Here is a 15,996-nt window from a genome sequence, read left to right as displayed (position 1 = left end):
GCTCCTGAACTTAAACTAATGGTGCATTGCCAAATCGAATGCGGAAGCGGCGGTTTTCCTTGCCCTTCTTTTCGATTTTGCCGATGTGGATTTCACCCACTTCCTGCGTTTCAGAAACGTGTGTTCCGCCGCAAGGTTGCGAATCCACCGAACCATTTTCGCCGATAACCACCAGACGAAGACGGCCTGCACCCACAGGTGGGCGCACGTTCTTCGACTTCACAATATCCGGATTGGCCAGAAACTCTTCGTCGCTGATCCAGCGAAGCGTAACTGGATCATTGGCTTTCACCATTTCCATGAGTTTTTCGGTAACGGATTCCTTGGTGTAGCTCGCATCAGGAAGATCGAAATCGACACGGCTTTCCTCTTCACCAACCGCAGCACCGGTGATTGGAAACGGGCAAGCGACAGAAAGAAGATGGCAGGCTGTATGCATACGCATCAGCTTGTAGCGGCGCTCCCAATTGATATGCAGAACCAGCTTCTCACCAATAGCAGGGAGCGCCTGCCCTTCGGCAGGCACATGGACGATTTCATTTTTGCTTTCACCGGTCACGGTTGCAGCAATTTCAATACGTGAGCCATCGGCACGCTCAAAAAAGCCGGTATCTCCCGGCTGACCGCCGGAAGTGGCATAAAAATTTGTCTGATTAAGAATAATCCCGCCGGTATCTGTCAGGGCAATGACCGAACCCTCCGCGGTTGAAAGATATGCATCTTCGCGGAACAGAGCTTCAGTCTCGTATGCCATGATTATCCCTCGTACGGTATGTGAACATCAGTTTTCGTTTCCAACCAACCCGGCACAGGCAGATCTTTGCCGCGCAGGAAAGCAGGGTTGAACAGCTTGGACTGGTAACGATTACCATAGTCGCAAAGCACGGTCACGATTGTGTGGCCCGGCCCGAGATCTTTTGCAAGGCGGATTGCACCGGCAATATTGATGCCCGAAGAACCGCCCAAGCAAAGTCCTTCCTCCTGCACCAGATCAAACAGAATATCGAGCGCATCAGCATCGCCAACACGGTAGGAAAAATCGGGTATGAAACCTTCGAGATTGGCCGTGATGCGCCCCTGCCCGATGCCTTCAGTGATGGAATCACCTTCTGATTTCAATTCGCCCGTGGTGTAGAAGGAATAAAGCGCTGCACCATGCGGATCAGCGAGAGCGATCTTGATATCCGCATTCTTATCCTTGAGGCCGAATGCAGTGCCTGCAAGTGTGCCACCTGAACCTACAGCCGAAACGAAGCCATCGACCTTGCCATTGGTATCACGCCAGATTTCCTGCGCTGTCGTTTCAATATGTGCGATGCGATTGGCAACATTATCGAACTGATTGGCCCAGATTGCGCCATTGGGTTCGGTTTTGGCGAGTTGCTCGGCCAGACGCCCGGAAAGACGCACATAATTGTTCGGATTGCGATAAGGCGCGGCAGGAACCTCAATCAGTTCAGCACCTAGAAGGCGCAGTGCATCCTTCTTTTCCTGGCTTTGGGTTTCCGGAATAACAATAACGGTGCGATAGCCAAGCGCCTTGGCAACAAAAGTAAGACCGATGCCGGTGTTTCCTGCTGTACCTTCAACAATAACGCCGCCGGGCTTGAGCAGTCCGCGTTTTTCGGCATCACGGATGATGTAAAGCGCTGCGCGGTCCTTGACCGACTGTCCGGGATTGAGAAATTCGGCCTTGCCGTAGATTTCGCAACCAGTGATTTCAGAAGCCTTTTTCAAGCGGATCAGTGGTGTATTGCCGATAGCATCGAGTGCCGAATTGAGCATGGCTTCCGTTCCTTCTGGTTGACAGGAAACTATGTGGAAGCACGACGTTCTTCAAGCAAGCGGGGAATAATTTTCCAATTGAAATTGCAAGGACTAACTCACCAATCCAGCTAAAACGAAAAAACCGCCCCGTTAAGGGCGGCTTTTAGAAAAAGTAGTGCTGCGATTAAGCAGCGCGTTGGCCGCCACCGCCGCCACCTGGACGACGTTTGCGATGGAATGGACGCTTTGGCTTTGCTGCGCCTTCTGCACCTGCAGGCTTTGAACCTTGGGAAGTCTGGCCCGAACGATGTTCGCCAGACTTTGCCATCTTGTTTGCAGGACGGCGATGCTTCTGCGGCACAGAGTGCGAACCTGGCTTGCGGTCCGAACGTGGCCGGTCTTCTGCATCATCGAACTTTGGAGCCGGTGCTGGTGCAAGCTTAACCGGAGCTTCCTTGATGGTCAGCTTGTTACGCGTAACGCGTTCAACCGCGCGCAGCTTCGAATCTTCTGTTGCTGCATCGTAAAGCGTGATCGAAGCACCGCTTGCGCCGTTACGACCGGTACGGCCAATACGGTGTACGTAGGTTTCAGGCTCATCCGGCAGATCGTAGTTGACGACGTGGCTGATGCCCGGAACGTCAATACCGCGTGCGGCGATGTCGGTCGCAACCAGAATGCGCAATGTGCCATCACGGAAGCCGTTCAGCGCGCGCTGACGGGCATTCTGGGATTTATTGCCGTGGATCGCAGCAACGTCGAAGCCATCACGTTCGAGATGACGCACAACCGCATCTGCACCATGCTTGGTGCGGGTGAAGACGATGACCGACTTCATGCCCTTGTCGCCCAGAAGTCCGGAAAGCAGACGGCGTTTTTCCTTGGTTGGAACAGGATGCACGACCTGCGTGATTTCAGCAGCTGTCGTACCCTGTGGAGCAACTTCAACGCGAATTGGATCGCGCAGCAGGCTCTGAGCGAGTGCAGCGATTTCCTTTGGCATGGTTGCCGAGAAAAGTGCTGTCTGACGGTTCTTGTGCGTGCCCTTGGCAATGCGCTTCACATCGTTGATGAAGCCCATGTCGAGCATACGGTCAGCTTCATCGAGAACCAGCCAGCGGGTTTCCGACAGATCGACGCAGTTTTCGCGGACCAGATCGGTCAGACGACCCGGCGTTGCAATAAGAACGTCCACGCCACCCTGCATACGCTTGATCTGGCTCAGGCGTGACACGCCGCCGAGAACAAGTGCGGTGGAGATATGGGCCTGCTTGGCGACAGTGCGGATTGTTTCTTCAATCTGCACGGCCAATTCGCGAGTTGGTGCGAGGATCAGCGCGCGTGCGGTCTTGCCCTTGCGCTTGTCACCAAGTGCGATGATTTTCTGCAGGATCGGCAAGCTGAATGCAGCGGTTTTGCCAGAGCCGGTCTGTGCGATACCCAGAATGTCGCGACCTTCCAGCTGGTGCGGAATAGCCTGTGTCTGGATCGGCTTTGGCTCGGTCATGCCAGCAGCTTCAACGCCTTTGAGCAACACGCCGGTAACGCCAAGAGCGGCAAAGCCGCCGGTGTTTTCAGTAGTCAATTTAAACTCTTTCGGCGGCACCGCAAAGTTGCGGTCCGCTTTAAAACTTCGGACAAGCGCAACTTGCCGAACGGGAATATCTTGGATGTACGACGGGACGCCGGAATACTCCGGTCGACTTGCGCTGCCGTGCCCGAAACCAGTCGGGTCTCCCCTGCTATCAGACCATTCTGACTGCAAGAGGCGAGACGCAACAAGTCCGATTCCGGGAAGGCTGAAATTGTTCAGCCCATGCGCCTAAGCCGCCATATGGGGTATTATGCCCCAAAAAGCAAATGAATTTTGCCTTTAGTTCAATCAGATGATGAAATCTGCCAGCACCTGATTGTCGGTAATATCCTGATAAGCCCAGCCTGCTTCCGCAAATTTCTTTTCGAGAATTTTGAAGTTTGCAGCGTCCTTGGTTTCAATACCGATCAGCACAGAACCGAAATTGCGTGCAGATTTCTTCAGATATTCAAAGCGTGCAACGTCATCTTCCGGACCGAGCAGATCAAGGAATGAGCGTAGCGCACCGGGACGCTGCGGGAAGCGGAAGATGAAATATTTCTTGAGACCTTCATAGCGAAGCGCGCGTTCCTTCACGTCTGGCAGACGCTCAAAATCGAAATTGCCGCCGGATACGACGATGACAATGCGCTTGCCTTTGAGTTCGCTTTTCTTGAAATCCTTGAGCGCATCAATGCCGAGCGCACCGGCAGGCTCAAGGACGACGCCCTCAATATTCAGCATCTCGACGATGGTTGAACAGAGGCGATTTTCCGGAACCGTGACGACAATATTTTTGTCGAAGCCTTTGAGAAGCTTGAAGTTTTCCTTGCCGATCTCTGCGACGGCTGCGCCATCGACAAAATTATCGACTTGGCTAAGTTTGATACGTTTGCCTGCTTCAAGGCTGCCCTTGAGGCTTGCAGCGCCCTGTGGCTCAATGAAGCGATAGGCAGTCTTCCAGCCCAGAGCAGTGAAATATTGTGTCACGCCGCCCGAAAGGCCGCCACCGCCAACTGGAAGGAAGACAAAATCCGGCTTCTTGCCATCCGGCAGCTGTCGTTCGATTTCGAGCGCAACAGTCGCCTGCCCTTCGATGATGCCTGCATGGTCAAATGGCGGCACCATCACGCCTTTATTTGCCTCTGCATATTCTTGCGATGCAGCATAGCAAACATCGAAAATATCGCCGACGAGCTTGATTTCGATAAATTCCGCACCGAAAGCACGGGTCTTGTCGATTTTTTGCTGTGGCGTTGTTACAGGCATGAACACCACGCCCTTGCGACCAAAGTGGCGACAGGCGAAGGCAAAACCCTGCGCGTGATTGCCAGCCGATGCGCAAACGAAGACCGCATTTTCGTCAGCAGTTTTTACCGCGCGCGAAATGAAGTTGAAGGCGCCACGTATTTTATAAGAGCGAACTGGTGTCAGATCTTCGCGTTTGAGCCAAATTTCCGCGCCGTATTTCCGTGAAAGATAGTCATTGAGCTGCAAGGGCGTCTCTGGAAAGAGCGCGCGCATGGCAGTTTCAGCTTGAGCTACGGCTTTAACGAAGGCGTTCATCGGTCAGCTTTCTGCATTCATAACAATATTTGCGCATGGCTACATGGCTTTGAGAGCGCAAACAAGCTTGAAACGATAAACTTGAGTAAAATTGTAATGTTTTATCTAGGAGAATGGGTGGTGCGGTCGGCGGGACTTGAACCCGCAAGCCTAAAAGGCGACGGATTTTAAGTCCTTTTTTCTTCCGGGGCTAGTTGGTGCGGACGGCGGGACTTGAACCCGCAAGCCATTGTAAGGCGGCAGATTTTAAGTCTGCTGTGTATACCGATTTCACCACGTCCGCTTGCTGTGGTCACAGCTTATGTCACAGCTTTGGTCACAAGTTCAAGACCTAATGACCAACTCCCTTGTGTAAACCTTTCAGGCCACTTCAAGGGCATTTTTTGCTTCGTCCAGATCGGTCACAGCAAGCTTCATATAACGCTGCGTTACGATGATAGACGAGTGATCCATCCACTCCATGATTCTCTTGGCGTTCACGTTGCGGATTGCCAAGCGGCTAGCGCAAGAGTGACGGTAGACATGGAACGGCTGGGTAATCTTGGCGAACTCCCCGCCCAGCTGAGCGTACACCTGACGCAGAACGCCATGAGCGCCCTTGTAGGTCAACTCACCGAATGGTTTGTCGGGATGTTTGCCGAGCTTCTTGCGGCGCTTGAGAGCTTCACTTGCACGTTTGGTCAGAGGGACAGTCCCGAACTGGCCGTTTTTGCGGTTCTCAAAGGTCACCCTATCGCCACGAACGGTTCGCCATTCGAGGTTCAAGGCTTCACTGATGCGGCAACCTGTATCGAGCAAGAAGCAGACCAGATCGTAATGAGCCTCGTAGCCGAGGTGCTCAAGTTTACCGAGGATCGGGTTCTCTTCACCGAAGTTCAGGAAGTTCAACGATCCCTTGGTCTCATCGAAACGCTGGAACTCAGGAAGGAAGCTGATCAGGCGGTAACGCTTGGCCCTCTTCAGGAGAACCCGCACAGCAGACATTTTGCGGTTCACGGTTGAGCCTGAGTTGCCCTTCTCGGTCCGCAAATAGTTCACATAGCGGTCAATGACGATTTCATCGACTTCGTTCGGATGACGGTTCTCGCCATACCAAGTGACGAAGCACTTGACGTTACGCAAGAGGTCCTTGATCGCAGTAACGCCATCGGTCTGCCAAGCCTTCTCAACTTCTGGCACAAGCTGCCCCAGAGTTGTGATCCTGCCGCCGCCTTGGGTGATGTTCGTCTCAGTCGGAGGAAGCGGACGGCCCATCTTATGAGCGTGTTTCGCATCCATCTCCCACGCCTCGGCTTCAGCCTTAGTCGGGAACGTTGGCCTTAGGCGACCATGATCCCCGAGCCTGACATCGACCTGCCAGACCTTTCCTCGTTCTCTAACTGCCATTATTTCCACTCCTTAGGATACGGACGAACTCATCGAACACAGCCTGACCGGCTGGCGTAAGCGTTGCAGCTTTCGCAGATTTGTCGTTGGACATTTCTGTGGATTTGACCAAACCCATTCCCGGGTCTCTCTGACCATCACGCTTCTTGTAGCCCTCTTCGGACAGCTTCGCGATGTTGCGAGAAACTGATGCGCCGGTGGCATCCATGAGCAATTCAAGCTTTTTATGAGGTGTTTCCCCATTCGCTTTGATGTGCAGAAAGGTCGTTAATAGGTTGATCTGCATAGTGTTATCATCGCCCTGAAAGAGAGCGAGGATAGCCGCCAGCTTTCGCGCTAGCGTTGCCTGATCGGCTTTAGGATCGGTGTTCGATGCGGTCATATCTGCTCTCCTACAAGATACAAAACTGGAACTCTTACGCCCGCGTATTAATCCCTCATGCGTAACACTAATGCAATAGCATGAGGGTGTTTGGTAGCTGACCTACTAGAAGAGCTTCTCCCTGAGCAGCTCTAGTGGGTACGCCCAGCACTCGCTTTGACCGAGTTCACTGAGATATTTCGGGGATCGGACACGCGGCAGTTTCAGGCCACGTCTGGCAGCTTCAGCTTGAAGCCAAGCTTCTTCGACTTTCCATGCGTTCTTTGGGTTCTTCACAAAGGTGAAAATGCCCGGATTTTGATCGAACATGTAACCAAGAACTGTTTGGTAGCCCTCGGGAACGTTCGGTGTAGCGTATGGACTGGCTGGGATTTCATACACGTAGCCCCAGCCGTCCAGCCTCTTTGCACCATTGACGATCCCTTCAACCTGACGGGAAACGTCCGCTCCTTGTCCCTTCTTCAGCAATGCCCCCACTGCTTCCGAAGCTTCCTTGGCTATCGCACCGATGATTTCAGCAAGGTTGCCCCCTGCATTTACTGACTGCACGGTCACTTCTCTGTACTCCTTTGGTTACGCTTGGTGAACTCCAATGTTCTCACTCTGTTCACGTTTGGGTAACCTTTATCATTCGGTTAAAATTCAGGTCAATGGGAAACTAGTCCTAATGCCTGTGCAAGTTCAGATAGCCTTGTAAGTCCGGTCACTGCGGGTGTGGATAAGTTTTTCAGACAAGGTGTCTCGTGGATGCAGCGTTCATCACAAAGTGTTAACCAATGCAACACTTCATGTGTCCAGTTTGGTCAGTTCTCGTCCTGTGCGTGTAATAATCAACTCTAGGTCATCATAGACCGACACATTGACCACAGCTGCTGTGTTGCGCGGGATCGGAAAGACCCAACGCTGTGTTCGTGAGAAGCGAAGGAAGCCCTCGGCCTCCAGCGCTTTAAGATGCCTCGTTACAGTCGTCCTCGGAAGTGACGCTATACGCGCCACCCCTGAGGTGTCCAAAGGTCGGCCTTCATACCATCCTAAGGCAACTGCAAGGATAGTCATGGTCATTGCCGGGCTATCCTGAAATTTTCTGAGGGCTGCATGTATATCGAGTACGCCTCGCGCAATGATCGCACGGCGGCGCAACTCCTTCGGCGGCAAGTCGAGGAGCTTGCTCACTGTTTCCTCCGCTTTTGTAAGGGTTTAGAGAGCTAAGCTGTATCTCGCATAGCGCTGGCCCGTGGTGTCCCACTTCATTTCCCTGAAGATCGGCCAACCGAGCTGCTTAAGTTCACTGATGCGTTTCGACAGGCTGCGGCACCTGAGGACGCCTTGAGCTTCCAATGAGGTGAGCGTTCCCTTTTGCTTAAGGAGGTCCAGCACGGCCTTCGTCATGGGCAGCGAGGGGACGACAGGCGCTGGTGCCTCTGCGTTGACAGCTTCAAGTCGCCAATGGAGCAAAACAGTGGTTCCGCCTTGATTAAAATGGACTGTCAGGAGGCTGTGCTGCGGACTTGCGTTCAGTACCTCGCCCTCTGCTCCCCTAAGGATGTCGTCATAATAGCCTCTATCAAGCCGAGGAGCTGCGTTCTGCGTGACGTTGGTGTTCACTAGGCGAACCTTGTCGCCGCGCTTGAAGGAATGCAGGTCTTTCATTTCAGGTTGTCCTTTCGGTACTGGTTAAATTCCTTGCCTAGCCTCCTGTGTGGGTATATGTTCCTAACCCCTAAGGAGACCTGAAATGGCAACGACAGATGAGCTTTGTTTCCACGTTGAGCAGTGGGCAGATGACGGCAACAGGCTTGAGACGTTACTGTCCGCCTCGTGCAATCTGACCATTGGGATTGGTGCCTATGAGAAGGCTGTGGAACTAAGGGGCCACAAGAGGTTGACCCTTAGGCACGGCGCTAGGGTGATCAGAAGTCACACCCCTGAGCCGTTTAGGTTGCTTGATGAGAAGAATAGAGCTGAGCTAGAGCGGCAAATTGAGGCGGCTCAGGCTGCTTATAAGGCTCGGTCAGTGGGTAAGAGCTAAGGCTTCCCTCGCCTCTGCACGTCTGATCGCACGGTTAAACATGCGTAGAACGTCAGCGTGGGTCGTCGATGGGTGGTCGTTGTACTCCGCCACGTCGAAAGCACCAGCCTCTAGAAGACGAACAGCGGGTTGATAATCATCCGCACGACCCGTCACCTTCCGTACTGCTCCTAGAGCGCAAAAGCAGGTTGCCTCAGGTTCAGTCACCCACGGTGTTTCCCCTGCTTGTTCCTCAGTCAAAGGCTTAACTTCAAACCCGTAGCCCCACTTGGTCCACCTGTCCGGCACACTGATCAAATCCCTTGCTGCACGAAGGATGGTCGAGACAGGCGTCTCAGGCGGCAAGACCACGAACACAGGGAGAGCGGCGGCTGGGCATTCAATAGGTGGAAGCTTCATTTTGGTCGATCCTTAAGAAGAAGCCACGCGGCAGGAGCACAGGTGGCTGAGAAATAACAAAGGGTGATGATTAGGAAGGTGGTGAAGGTCACTGCTTGGCGTCCTCGCTTCGCTGTGAGGCGTCCTCAACCGTTCCGCCCTTCCCTGCCAACGTTCGGGCAACTGAAAGGGCGACTTTACGTGTTGGATAGGTGCCGATTAGAGAGAGCCACCCGGGTTCCCTCTTGGTGACCTTCCACTGGATACCGCAGCGGCGGACTACATATGTTGCCATTAGTCACGCTTCGGTTTTCTTAGCCTTACCGGGCTTAAACGCTATGGCAATTTCAAAACTGCGTTCAATGTCTGCACGGATCGCAGCGATAGTTGCCGGGCTTAGGCCGTCTTGGATGACAACGGGATTGATAATTTCGCGACCGCCTAAGGCAGTCAGTTGAAGCAAGACGCCGCTTCCCATAAGCCCGCCCGATTTGTGCAGCTCGGCGTCGGCAAAATGGTAAGTGCTTGCAAGTTGCGCGGTTAACTCAGCCACCTTCCGGCGCAAATCTGCTTTGGTCTGCTTGACCTTCTTTTGCTTAATCATGGGTGTCGCCTCAGTGATGGAAGATCGCAACGCCAGACGGCACGTCGATCACGTTGTAATCGTGCTTGAGGTCACGGGCGAAGGCTTCATAATCGAAATAGTTGACTAAGAACTGGGGAGCTTCGCCGTCCGCTGTGAGCGAGGAAATATGTTCGTCCGCACAGTCATCCGAGTAATCTTTGAAGCTTGCGCAAATTGTCACGAAGCGGTTCTCCATAGCGTCCGCCGCATCGTCCGTATTCCGGTAATCCTCAAAGATCGCCTTAAGGTCTTCCTCATCGTGTTCGTCGTGGTCTTCTAGGAACTCGACGTAATCGGCTATTGCTTGTAATCCCGGGTATTCCCCAAAGCAGGACGGCAGGTCTTCACTGTCATGCATCGCCCATTCTTCGGCGCTGGGAACTTCCCCCGCACCTCTGCAAGTGTCGCAGCCGCTGGCAATAATGCCCCCGTGACCGTCACAGTCGGGACACGTCACGGTCACGTTAGGGTACTTGCTTCCCCGAAGCATTGCGTTGATTTCGTCCTGCATTGCATCGACATCGCTAGAAGCTTCAATCCAGCGGCCATGAAGAACGCCATTGTTGTACGAAGCGAGACAGGCAGCATAAATGCGCGGCATGGTGTGACCCCTTATGGACGCGCCTAGTCACCCCGCTGGTCATCCCAGACGGCGGCTTAAGGCTTGCTAGAGTGTTTGATGAGGTGTATCTGTAGGGAACGCTCAGGCTTTGCAGCCCAAGCGCCCCTTGCTAGAGGGTTATGAAGAGGGCTACGGTGATCGAGACCGTGGCCTTTTTCTTTGTCCTGAAGCGAAGAGTGATTGACCATGTGAACATGCTTCAATCTCCCTACAGTGGTGCCTCTGTGCGTCGAGGCTTCCGGCTAGATCGACGGGGCCACCCGCCTTACCTATTGCGCTAGCTCATCAGGCCCTAAGCGCGACCTTAGGACGACAGCCGCCCAATTAAGGGCTGACCGTTTCGCTTTGTCAGTTCCACACGTAAACCCCGCACAGTTCAGCGAGGCATTCATTCCACGTTAGCCGTGAATGGCGTGTGTACGGCGTTCCGTAGCTGTCGGAAACTTCGTCGTATTCTTCACGCCATGACGCTGCATCGTCACCTTGAAGAAATGCAGTTTGTCCGGTCTCTTTATCCGTGAACTCATACATCAGGCCGTTTCCGATGCTATCGACACGCCATTTGTTCGTGTTCTCGATAATCACATGCTGCATGGTGCATACCCTTCGATTGTCTGTCTTTACCGTTGCACTAGTGTTACGCTAGCGTAAGAGTAAGGACAAACTTAAGGGGCAATAGCCCCCTGAGTTGCCTTGATCGTTCCGTTATTCATTGTCGCAAGATAGATTGCTAAGGACACGGTTTCGTTGTCCCCGTGGCTATTTCCTTATGTGTCCCCTAGGGTTCACTTGAGGCAGTCGCCACTTACAGATTCGATTGTCAAAGAACTCGGTCCTTCCGGTCCGCCCCTCAGCGCTTGGCGTCTGCCTTGTTCGCTGCGGTGATTATGTTCTAGCGTAAGTGTTACGCTTGCGCAATACGTAAAATGAAAAAACATTGATAAAAATGATAACCTATTGAAAACATTAGAAACTTTTATGCAAATGCCTGGGTTATTGCGCTAGAGCCACGTTAATCGCCCCTGCTAGTAACGCCTTAATGCCCACCTCAAGCCCTTCGTTAAGGCTTCCCGTTGTTGCCTTATAGGTCATAGCGGGTTCATCCCCGATGCACTGCCAGACTTCAAAGCGAATAGCCGCCTGTCTGAATAACCGCTTAGGCGTCCCCCGCTTCGCAACGACAATAAGGCCGCTTAGCATGTCCGATGAATAGACTGCATAGCCACGGCTCATGAGTTCCCCCACCGCATGACCGTCGATGTTAAGGTAAGGTATGCCAACGGTTAGCCTATAGTCCTTGTTATCGTCCCTCTTTAGGAATGTCCCGAACGCTTCCACCTCATGCCGCTCATAAGGCATTGCGTCAGACAGATTGATAAGGGTTTGCCAAGGTAGGCTAGAGTTGCTCATTAGTTGGCCCTTTGGTGTGCTTAGGTGTGACGCCCTTCCTTACACCGATTTGCAAGGATACGTCTAAACATTAGCAAACTCGGAACACACCCTAGGCATTCCCCCTATGCCCCCTACCTTATAAGGATGTAATATCCGTTTCTATCCCTTTGTTTTCAACGCCTTAGCCTCTTACCGTGACCAATAGTGTGACCTTTGGGACCTTTGAGTGCATCCAGAGGGCAGTTTCGAGGGGGTACACGGGGGGATCGCGCAAAGCTTCTATATCCGATTGGTCGCACAGATTTTTGTAACAAACATTCGTGAGGTTCTGCGAACGCTAGGGGAACCCTCAGGTGAAGCCTTAGGTCCAGCTTTAGTTATCCCGTAGAGCTGCTGCCTGAGGTTACCCTTAGGTTTGGATGATTACGGAGGAGCAGTAGTATGGGGACACCCTAGGCCAGCCTGACTTACATCGGGTGGAGCTAAGGATGTATCCCCTTGAGTGTGTGTCGAGGTGAACTCAAGGTCACCCTTAGGATACACCTAAGGTAACACTCTAGGTGAACCTTAGGTGTACCTTAGGTATAACCTTAGGGGACCCCTGCTACTGTGCAACCTATTCGGTCAGAACCACCGAGGTGACGAGTGGAAGGAGGAACCGAGGGCATTCTCCATGAACCGTGCCAGTTCCTGATCGAGCAGCTCCTGCTTCCTGTCTGCAACAGCCTTGTCAGTGTTTCGGCCCATGTAGTCTACCCAGTACGCCACGGCTCCTGCGACAGCATCAATCCGGTCATCATGGGCCAGAGCGCCACGGTTACGGGTGATACGGGTCATCTGGTAGAACAGACGCATACGCACCATGTCGTCCTGTGTGTAGACCTCAGTGCTCTCGTAATCCCATTCGATTACCGAGGAGCAGACCACGAGCTTGTGCTGGTTCAGAATTGGTTCCAGCGTGTCGATGATGCGGACTTCCTTCTGAGCCTTTGCCCAAGGGCTGTCTTCGATCTGAACAGGATACTGAACCTGCGACTTTGCACGGAGCAGCTGGGCAAACATGCCGTCACCGTAGTTCGGCTCAACGAGGATCAGATTGACGCTCTGGTCCTTGGCACATTTCAGCACCTTTAGAAGCGTGGGATCACTATAGCCGTCCTTAGATGCACCGATCGCTGTCAGGAAGAGCATCCCATGGAGCATCTTAATGACGGCCCATGTGGTTTCATCCTTACCTCGGCCCGAAGGGTCCACGAACATGACTGAGCCTTCGTAATCCAGCCATTCCTTACCGATGAACATTGGTTCGTAGTAGCGATCACCCGGAAGGCCGATCATCGGAAGGTCCTCACGAACCTTGTCCTTTGAGGCAGCCCAGACAATTTCTGAAGGTCCTTTCTTCGGGTTCAGCCCTAGGACGATCAGATCGGACAGCTTAAGTGGATACTTGTCTTCATCCGACAAGCTCGTATCGAGCATGAACTGAAGGCTGAAGCCGGACTTACCATAAGACAGCTCACGTTCGTCCAGATCGTGGCCTGAGAAGCGTTCAGGGTCAGTTGTGCGTCCAACTAGGTTCGGATCAGCATCAAGCTCCTTGGCGATCAGAGGGGCCAGCTTAGAGCCGTACTTAGCGCGTCTCGCTTCGTCAGGATAACGAGCACACCAGATGCGGAGCTGGTAACCACGGTCAGGAAGAAGGTTGTAGATAGACTGTTCACTCTGCGGTGTACCGAGGTAGATGATACGGCCTCCCGGCTTCAGAACAGCATCGAACTCCTTAATCTGCTCAGACAGCTTCTCACGTTTCAGCGAAGTGTCGGAGTTGTTAGGAACCTCAACGTCATCGGGAATGATCACGTCAGCACGGCTACCGGCGATCTGCGAGGTGATTCCTAGGGACTTCACAGACGGCGCGTGAGAGGCACGAGCAGGTCCGACATCGAATGCCACGTTGGAGTTACGTTGGTCGCCTGTCGGCCTCAGGTGGGCCAGAATATCGATTTCAAAGATCAGACGTTTGGTGAACGTTGAGAAGTCGTCAGCGCGTTGCTTAGAGGCCGAGATAACGAGGATATTTAGCTGAGGATTACAATAGAGCAGCCAGCACACAAAGGCGGACGTAATCCACGACTTACCGACACCACGGAAAGCTTCGATGACCATACGCTTAGGGCCATGCTGAAGGAACCGTGCGATGTCGTACTGGACCTTCGTCGGGTTGCATCCCGGAAGGACATGCTGCCAGATGACATAAAGGAAGTTTCTGAAGTCTGCCTTGAGTGGATCAAGGACTTGGTTGAGGTGCGTCGAAGATAACGCCCTCTGCTTAGTTGCGGTCAATTTGCTCCTAGGTAACCTCAGGACGAGCGTTTAGGCACCGGGAGGGTAATCCTTCCAGTGGAGCCTAAAGCTCTCCTGTCGTCTGTTATGGCTTAGTGATGTACGGCTTCTTCATCGTGCTCCTCGCCGGAGAACGGAAGATTTGCAGCGATGTTGTTGACTACGGGATTTGTGCCGGGGATCGGATTGACGCCCTGATCCTTGAGGAACTGTCGAATGACGTTCAACGTAGCCGCAGGAGTTTCTCCCGGTACTATTTGCTTCTGGAGTTCCTGAGCGAAGGCATCAAAGAGACTGTCGAGCGTTTGCTTATTAGTCTTCACGATGTCTCCATTTCTGAACAATTTCGGTGACCTTCGAGATGATCTGTACGATCAACCAGATCGCACCTAGGATTGGGGCTACAGTCGCCGTGATTTCTGACGCTGTATGTAGCCAAGGGAGCCACACGGGGCTTGCTACAGCTGCAACAGCCGCGCCGTTCGTGGCAGTTTCCACAATAGGATTTCCTTTCATTAGATCGTAGTTGCCCACATCCAGAGGGCGTCTAGCTGTTCCGCTGGGAGGCCCTGAGCGGTCGCAAGTTGGTTGAGAGTAGGATAGCTCCGGCTGAAGCTCGTGGCCTTCCTGATGTCGATTATGGCTTCCTGACGGGCAATCGGATCGGGGATGTAAGAGGAGCTTGAAGGGTCGCTTATGGCTTCGATAAGGGTGTCTTCGGTGATGCTCACGGAAAGAGCCGCTTGCCAGAATTGACGGGCAGGAAGGTAGGGCATAAGCGCCCTCGCCTCCTCAGCTGAGAGTTCAGGCTCAGGGGCATAGTCGAACACAGGGCCGTACTTACCGGAAGCAGCATCGTTCCAGAGTTGAACACCTTCTGATGTGTCGTATCCCTCATGAATGCAGATAGGTAGTGTCCCTAGGTCAGAAGTGACGACAGTGCCTCCGAGTAGGGTTTGGTCAGGGTTAAGCCATTTGAGGGCGAGAACGTCTATGATCTTCACTAACCGACCCTCTTCCAAAGTGTTGTTCTATTCGTGTGGTTGTTAAGGGTGTAGCCGAGACACTGCCAAGTACCGTAGTTCACAACGCCGCCATTTTGGTTTCCGGCGTTAGACCAATAGAGGAGGCTTCCAACCACGCTGTCGCCCGGACCAACACTGTTGCTGGTCTGACATTTCAAGAAGGCTGTGCAGCCAACTGGCACATGTTCAGCTAGGAGGTAGTCTCGGGTGGCCCAATATCCTCGGTCATTTGCGCGGTTTTGTGCATCGTTCTGGATACCTGCAATATCCCATCCTTGGAGGCGTTCTGAGTTCCACGTACTGTTCGCATAGTTGACGCTGAAGTTTCCGGGCTGATAGACACACATGTCTTGCCCTTCCGTCCCGTCCTCCGCTTTCCAACCCCAAACCCACGTTGGCGTCCCTCCTTTTCCAGACCAGTTGAAATTTATAGCTCCGCCACCAACTCGACGGGGATATGCACGACCATCTGAGGTGATCTTGGCATTGAGCTGGGCTTGAAGATCAGTGATTTGCGAAATCGTGTGGGTATGTGATGCGGCGGCGTAGCTGCCTTTAATCTGATAAACACCGTCGAAGTACGTTTTGTATTTCGCCCTCAGTGCATTCCAAGAAATGCGGAACTTGCCACCTGCAAGGTCAATCCAAGGGAACCGAGTGTTCGCATCATCGACAGCTTCGTTGTACGTCCAGTTTGCTGTTTGGGTCTCATAAACCGAAGAGGCTTCAGTCTTCGTGAGGTAGCCCCCTAAGGCACCCTCAAGGCCGCTAATCTGGTCAGCCGTATGTGTGTGGTCTTTGGCAGCGTAAGACGCATCCAGCGCCGCCTGAAGTAAATAATCGGGGATGTTGAAGCGCACCTCGTCAGCAACGACACGCGCCTCAAACCCCGGCTCAAAGCCGATCAA

Annotated in this window: 20 protein-coding genes, 1 tRNA gene and 1 other RNA gene; 1 reads left to right on the top strand and 21 read right to left on the bottom strand. The window is 53.1% G+C overall.

Annotated elements, in window-relative coordinates; all coding sequences use genetic code 11:
- Window positions 1–10: 10 nt before the first annotated feature.
- From KMS41_05240 to KMS41_05195, 10 genes are all read right to left on the bottom strand, one after another.
- Window positions 11–754, bottom strand: coding sequence for an alanyl-tRNA editing protein (locus tag KMS41_05240; protein ID QWK78638.1), 744 nt, complete (start codon window positions 752–754; stop codon window positions 11–13).
- 2 nt (window positions 755–756) lie between these two features.
- Complete coding sequence (locus KMS41_05235) at window positions 757–1,785, bottom strand: cysteine synthase A (protein ID QWK78637.1); 1,029 nt, start codon at window positions 1,783–1,785, stop codon at window positions 757–759.
- A gap of 166 nt (window positions 1,786–1,951) precedes the next feature.
- Window positions 1,952–3,352: a DEAD/DEAH box helicase gene (locus KMS41_05230; protein ID QWK78636.1), complete on the bottom strand. Its 1,401-nt coding sequence runs from the start codon at window positions 3,350–3,352 to the stop codon at window positions 1,952–1,954.
- A 297-nt stretch (window positions 3,353–3,649) separates the two neighbouring features.
- Entirely contained in the window at window positions 3,650–4,906 is a 1,257-nt protein-coding gene (gene ilvA / locus KMS41_05225; GenBank protein ID QWK78635.1) for a threonine ammonia-lyase IlvA, read from the bottom strand.
- A gap of 195 nt (window positions 4,907–5,101) precedes the next feature.
- A tRNA-Leu gene (locus tag KMS41_05220) sits at window positions 5,102–5,189 on the bottom strand.
- Window positions 5,190–5,266: 77 nt separating this feature from the next.
- Complete coding sequence (locus KMS41_05215; protein ID QWK78634.1) at window positions 5,267–6,292, bottom strand: tyrosine-type recombinase/integrase; 1,026 nt, start codon at window positions 6,290–6,292, stop codon at window positions 5,267–5,269.
- Window positions 6,282–6,674 carry a MarR family winged helix-turn-helix transcriptional regulator gene (locus KMS41_05210; GenBank protein QWK78633.1) on the bottom strand — a complete coding sequence of 131 codons (393 nt, stop codon included), beginning with the start codon at window positions 6,672–6,674 and terminating at the stop codon, window positions 6,282–6,284. Before KMS41_05210 ends, KMS41_05215 begins: the two co-directional genes overlap by 11 nt.
- Before the next feature lie 105 nt (window positions 6,675–6,779).
- A complete protein-coding gene (locus KMS41_05205; protein ID QWK78632.1) occupies window positions 6,780–7,229 on the bottom strand; it encodes a hypothetical protein in 450 nt (149 codons plus the stop codon).
- A 231-nt stretch (window positions 7,230–7,460) separates the two neighbouring features.
- A complete protein-coding gene (locus KMS41_05200) occupies window positions 7,461–7,847 on the bottom strand; it encodes a helix-turn-helix domain-containing protein (GenBank protein ID QWK78631.1) in 387 nt (128 codons plus the stop codon).
- 24 nt (window positions 7,848–7,871) lie between these two features.
- Window positions 7,872–8,324: a helix-turn-helix domain-containing protein gene (locus KMS41_05195; protein QWK78630.1), complete on the bottom strand. Its 453-nt coding sequence runs from the start codon at window positions 8,322–8,324 to the stop codon at window positions 7,872–7,874.
- 85 nt (window positions 8,325–8,409) lie between these two features.
- Between KMS41_05195 and KMS41_05190 the strand changes: the two genes are divergently transcribed.
- Window positions 8,410–8,703 carry a hypothetical protein gene (locus tag KMS41_05190; GenBank protein ID QWK78629.1) on the top strand — a complete coding sequence of 98 codons (294 nt, stop codon included), beginning with the start codon at window positions 8,410–8,412 and terminating at the stop codon, window positions 8,701–8,703.
- Here KMS41_05190 and KMS41_05185 read toward each other — a convergent pair.
- From KMS41_05185 to KMS41_05135, 11 genes are all read right to left on the bottom strand, one after another.
- Window positions 8,686–9,102: a hypothetical protein gene (locus KMS41_05185; GenBank protein QWK78628.1), complete on the bottom strand. Its 417-nt coding sequence runs from the start codon at window positions 9,100–9,102 to the stop codon at window positions 8,686–8,688. The two genes, KMS41_05190 and KMS41_05185, sit on opposite strands and share 18 nt — an antisense overlap.
- Before the next feature lie 277 nt (window positions 9,103–9,379).
- On the bottom strand, window positions 9,380–9,685 hold the full coding sequence (locus KMS41_05180) for a hypothetical protein (GenBank protein QWK78627.1): 306 nt from the start codon (window positions 9,683–9,685) through the stop codon (window positions 9,380–9,382).
- Between the two features lie 10 nt (window positions 9,686–9,695).
- Window positions 9,696–10,307, bottom strand: a complete 612-nt coding sequence (locus tag KMS41_05175; GenBank protein ID QWK78626.1) for an antirestriction protein ArdA — start codon at window positions 10,305–10,307, stop codon at window positions 9,696–9,698.
- Window positions 10,308–10,599: 292 nt separating this feature from the next.
- Window positions 10,600–10,674, bottom strand: an RNA gene (locus KMS41_05170) — hammerhead ribozyme type II.
- A gap of 2 nt (window positions 10,675–10,676) precedes the next feature.
- Window positions 10,677–10,922 carry a hypothetical protein gene (locus KMS41_05165; GenBank protein ID QWK78625.1) on the bottom strand — a complete coding sequence of 82 codons (246 nt, stop codon included), beginning with the start codon at window positions 10,920–10,922 and terminating at the stop codon, window positions 10,677–10,679.
- 399 nt (window positions 10,923–11,321) lie between these two features.
- On the bottom strand, window positions 11,322–11,738 hold the full coding sequence (locus KMS41_05160; GenBank protein QWK78624.1) for a hypothetical protein: 417 nt from the start codon (window positions 11,736–11,738) through the stop codon (window positions 11,322–11,324).
- A 606-nt stretch (window positions 11,739–12,344) separates the two neighbouring features.
- Window positions 12,345–14,063, bottom strand: coding sequence for a phage terminase large subunit (terL, locus tag KMS41_05155; protein ID QWK78623.1), 1,719 nt, complete (start codon window positions 14,061–14,063; stop codon window positions 12,345–12,347).
- A gap of 92 nt (window positions 14,064–14,155) precedes the next feature.
- Window positions 14,156–14,386, bottom strand: a complete 231-nt coding sequence (locus KMS41_05150; GenBank protein ID QWK78622.1) for a hypothetical protein — start codon at window positions 14,384–14,386, stop codon at window positions 14,156–14,158.
- Complete coding sequence (locus tag KMS41_05145) at window positions 14,376–14,561, bottom strand: hypothetical protein (protein ID QWK78621.1); 186 nt, start codon at window positions 14,559–14,561, stop codon at window positions 14,376–14,378. Before KMS41_05145 ends, KMS41_05150 begins: the two co-directional genes overlap by 11 nt.
- 17 nt (window positions 14,562–14,578) lie before the next feature.
- A complete protein-coding gene (locus tag KMS41_05140) occupies window positions 14,579–15,067 on the bottom strand; it encodes a hypothetical protein (GenBank protein ID QWK78620.1) in 489 nt (162 codons plus the stop codon).
- Window positions 15,067–15,996 (bottom strand): hypothetical protein, encoded by a 930-nt coding sequence (locus KMS41_05135; GenBank protein QWK78619.1) that lies wholly within the window; start codon window positions 15,994–15,996, stop codon window positions 15,067–15,069. The genes KMS41_05140 and KMS41_05135 overlap by 1 nt, the downstream gene beginning before the upstream one ends.

The sequence above is a fragment of the Ochrobactrum sp. BTU1 genome, assembly GCA_018798825.1.
In the GTDB taxonomy this organism is placed as follows: domain Bacteria; phylum Pseudomonadota; class Alphaproteobacteria; order Rhizobiales; family Rhizobiaceae; genus Brucella.
Note: the sequence above shows the minus strand (reverse complement) of the source record. Positions and strands in the feature narration are given on the sequence as shown.

Bases quoted from the DNA above. Each gene is read 5' to 3' on its own strand.
- KMS41_05190 (QWK78629.1), top strand. From the start codon at position 8,410: ATGGCAACGACAGATGAGCTTTGTTTCCACGTTGAGCAGTGGGCAGAT.
- KMS41_05175 (QWK78626.1), bottom strand. From the start codon at position 10,307: ATGCCGCGCATTTATGCTGCCTGTCTCGCTTCGTACAACAATGGCGTT.
- KMS41_05235 (QWK78637.1), bottom strand. From the start codon at position 1,785: ATGCTCAATTCGGCACTCGATGCTATCGGCAATACACCACTGATCCGC.
- KMS41_05165 (QWK78625.1), bottom strand. From the start codon at position 10,922: ATGCAGCATGTGATTATCGAGAACACGAACAAATGGCGTGTCGATAGC.
- KMS41_05240 (QWK78638.1), bottom strand. From the start codon at position 754: ATGGCATACGAGACTGAAGCTCTGTTCCGCGAAGATGCATATCTTTCA.
- KMS41_05180 (QWK78627.1), bottom strand. From the start codon at position 9,685: ATGATTAAGCAAAAGAAGGTCAAGCAGACCAAAGCAGATTTGCGCCGG.
- KMS41_05195 (QWK78630.1), bottom strand. From the start codon at position 8,324: ATGAAAGACCTGCATTCCTTCAAGCGCGGCGACAAGGTTCGCCTAGTG.
- KMS41_05160 (QWK78624.1), bottom strand. From the start codon at position 11,738: ATGAGCAACTCTAGCCTACCTTGGCAAACCCTTATCAATCTGTCTGAC.
- ilvA (QWK78635.1), bottom strand. From the start codon at position 4,906: ATGAACGCCTTCGTTAAAGCCGTAGCTCAAGCTGAAACTGCCATGCGC.
- KMS41_05215 (QWK78634.1), bottom strand. From the start codon at position 6,292: ATGGCAGTTAGAGAACGAGGAAAGGTCTGGCAGGTCGATGTCAGGCTC.
- KMS41_05210 (QWK78633.1), bottom strand. From the start codon at position 6,674: ATGACCGCATCGAACACCGATCCTAAAGCCGATCAGGCAACGCTAGCG.
- KMS41_05185 (QWK78628.1), bottom strand. From the start codon at position 9,102: ATGAAGCTTCCACCTATTGAATGCCCAGCCGCCGCTCTCCCTGTGTTC.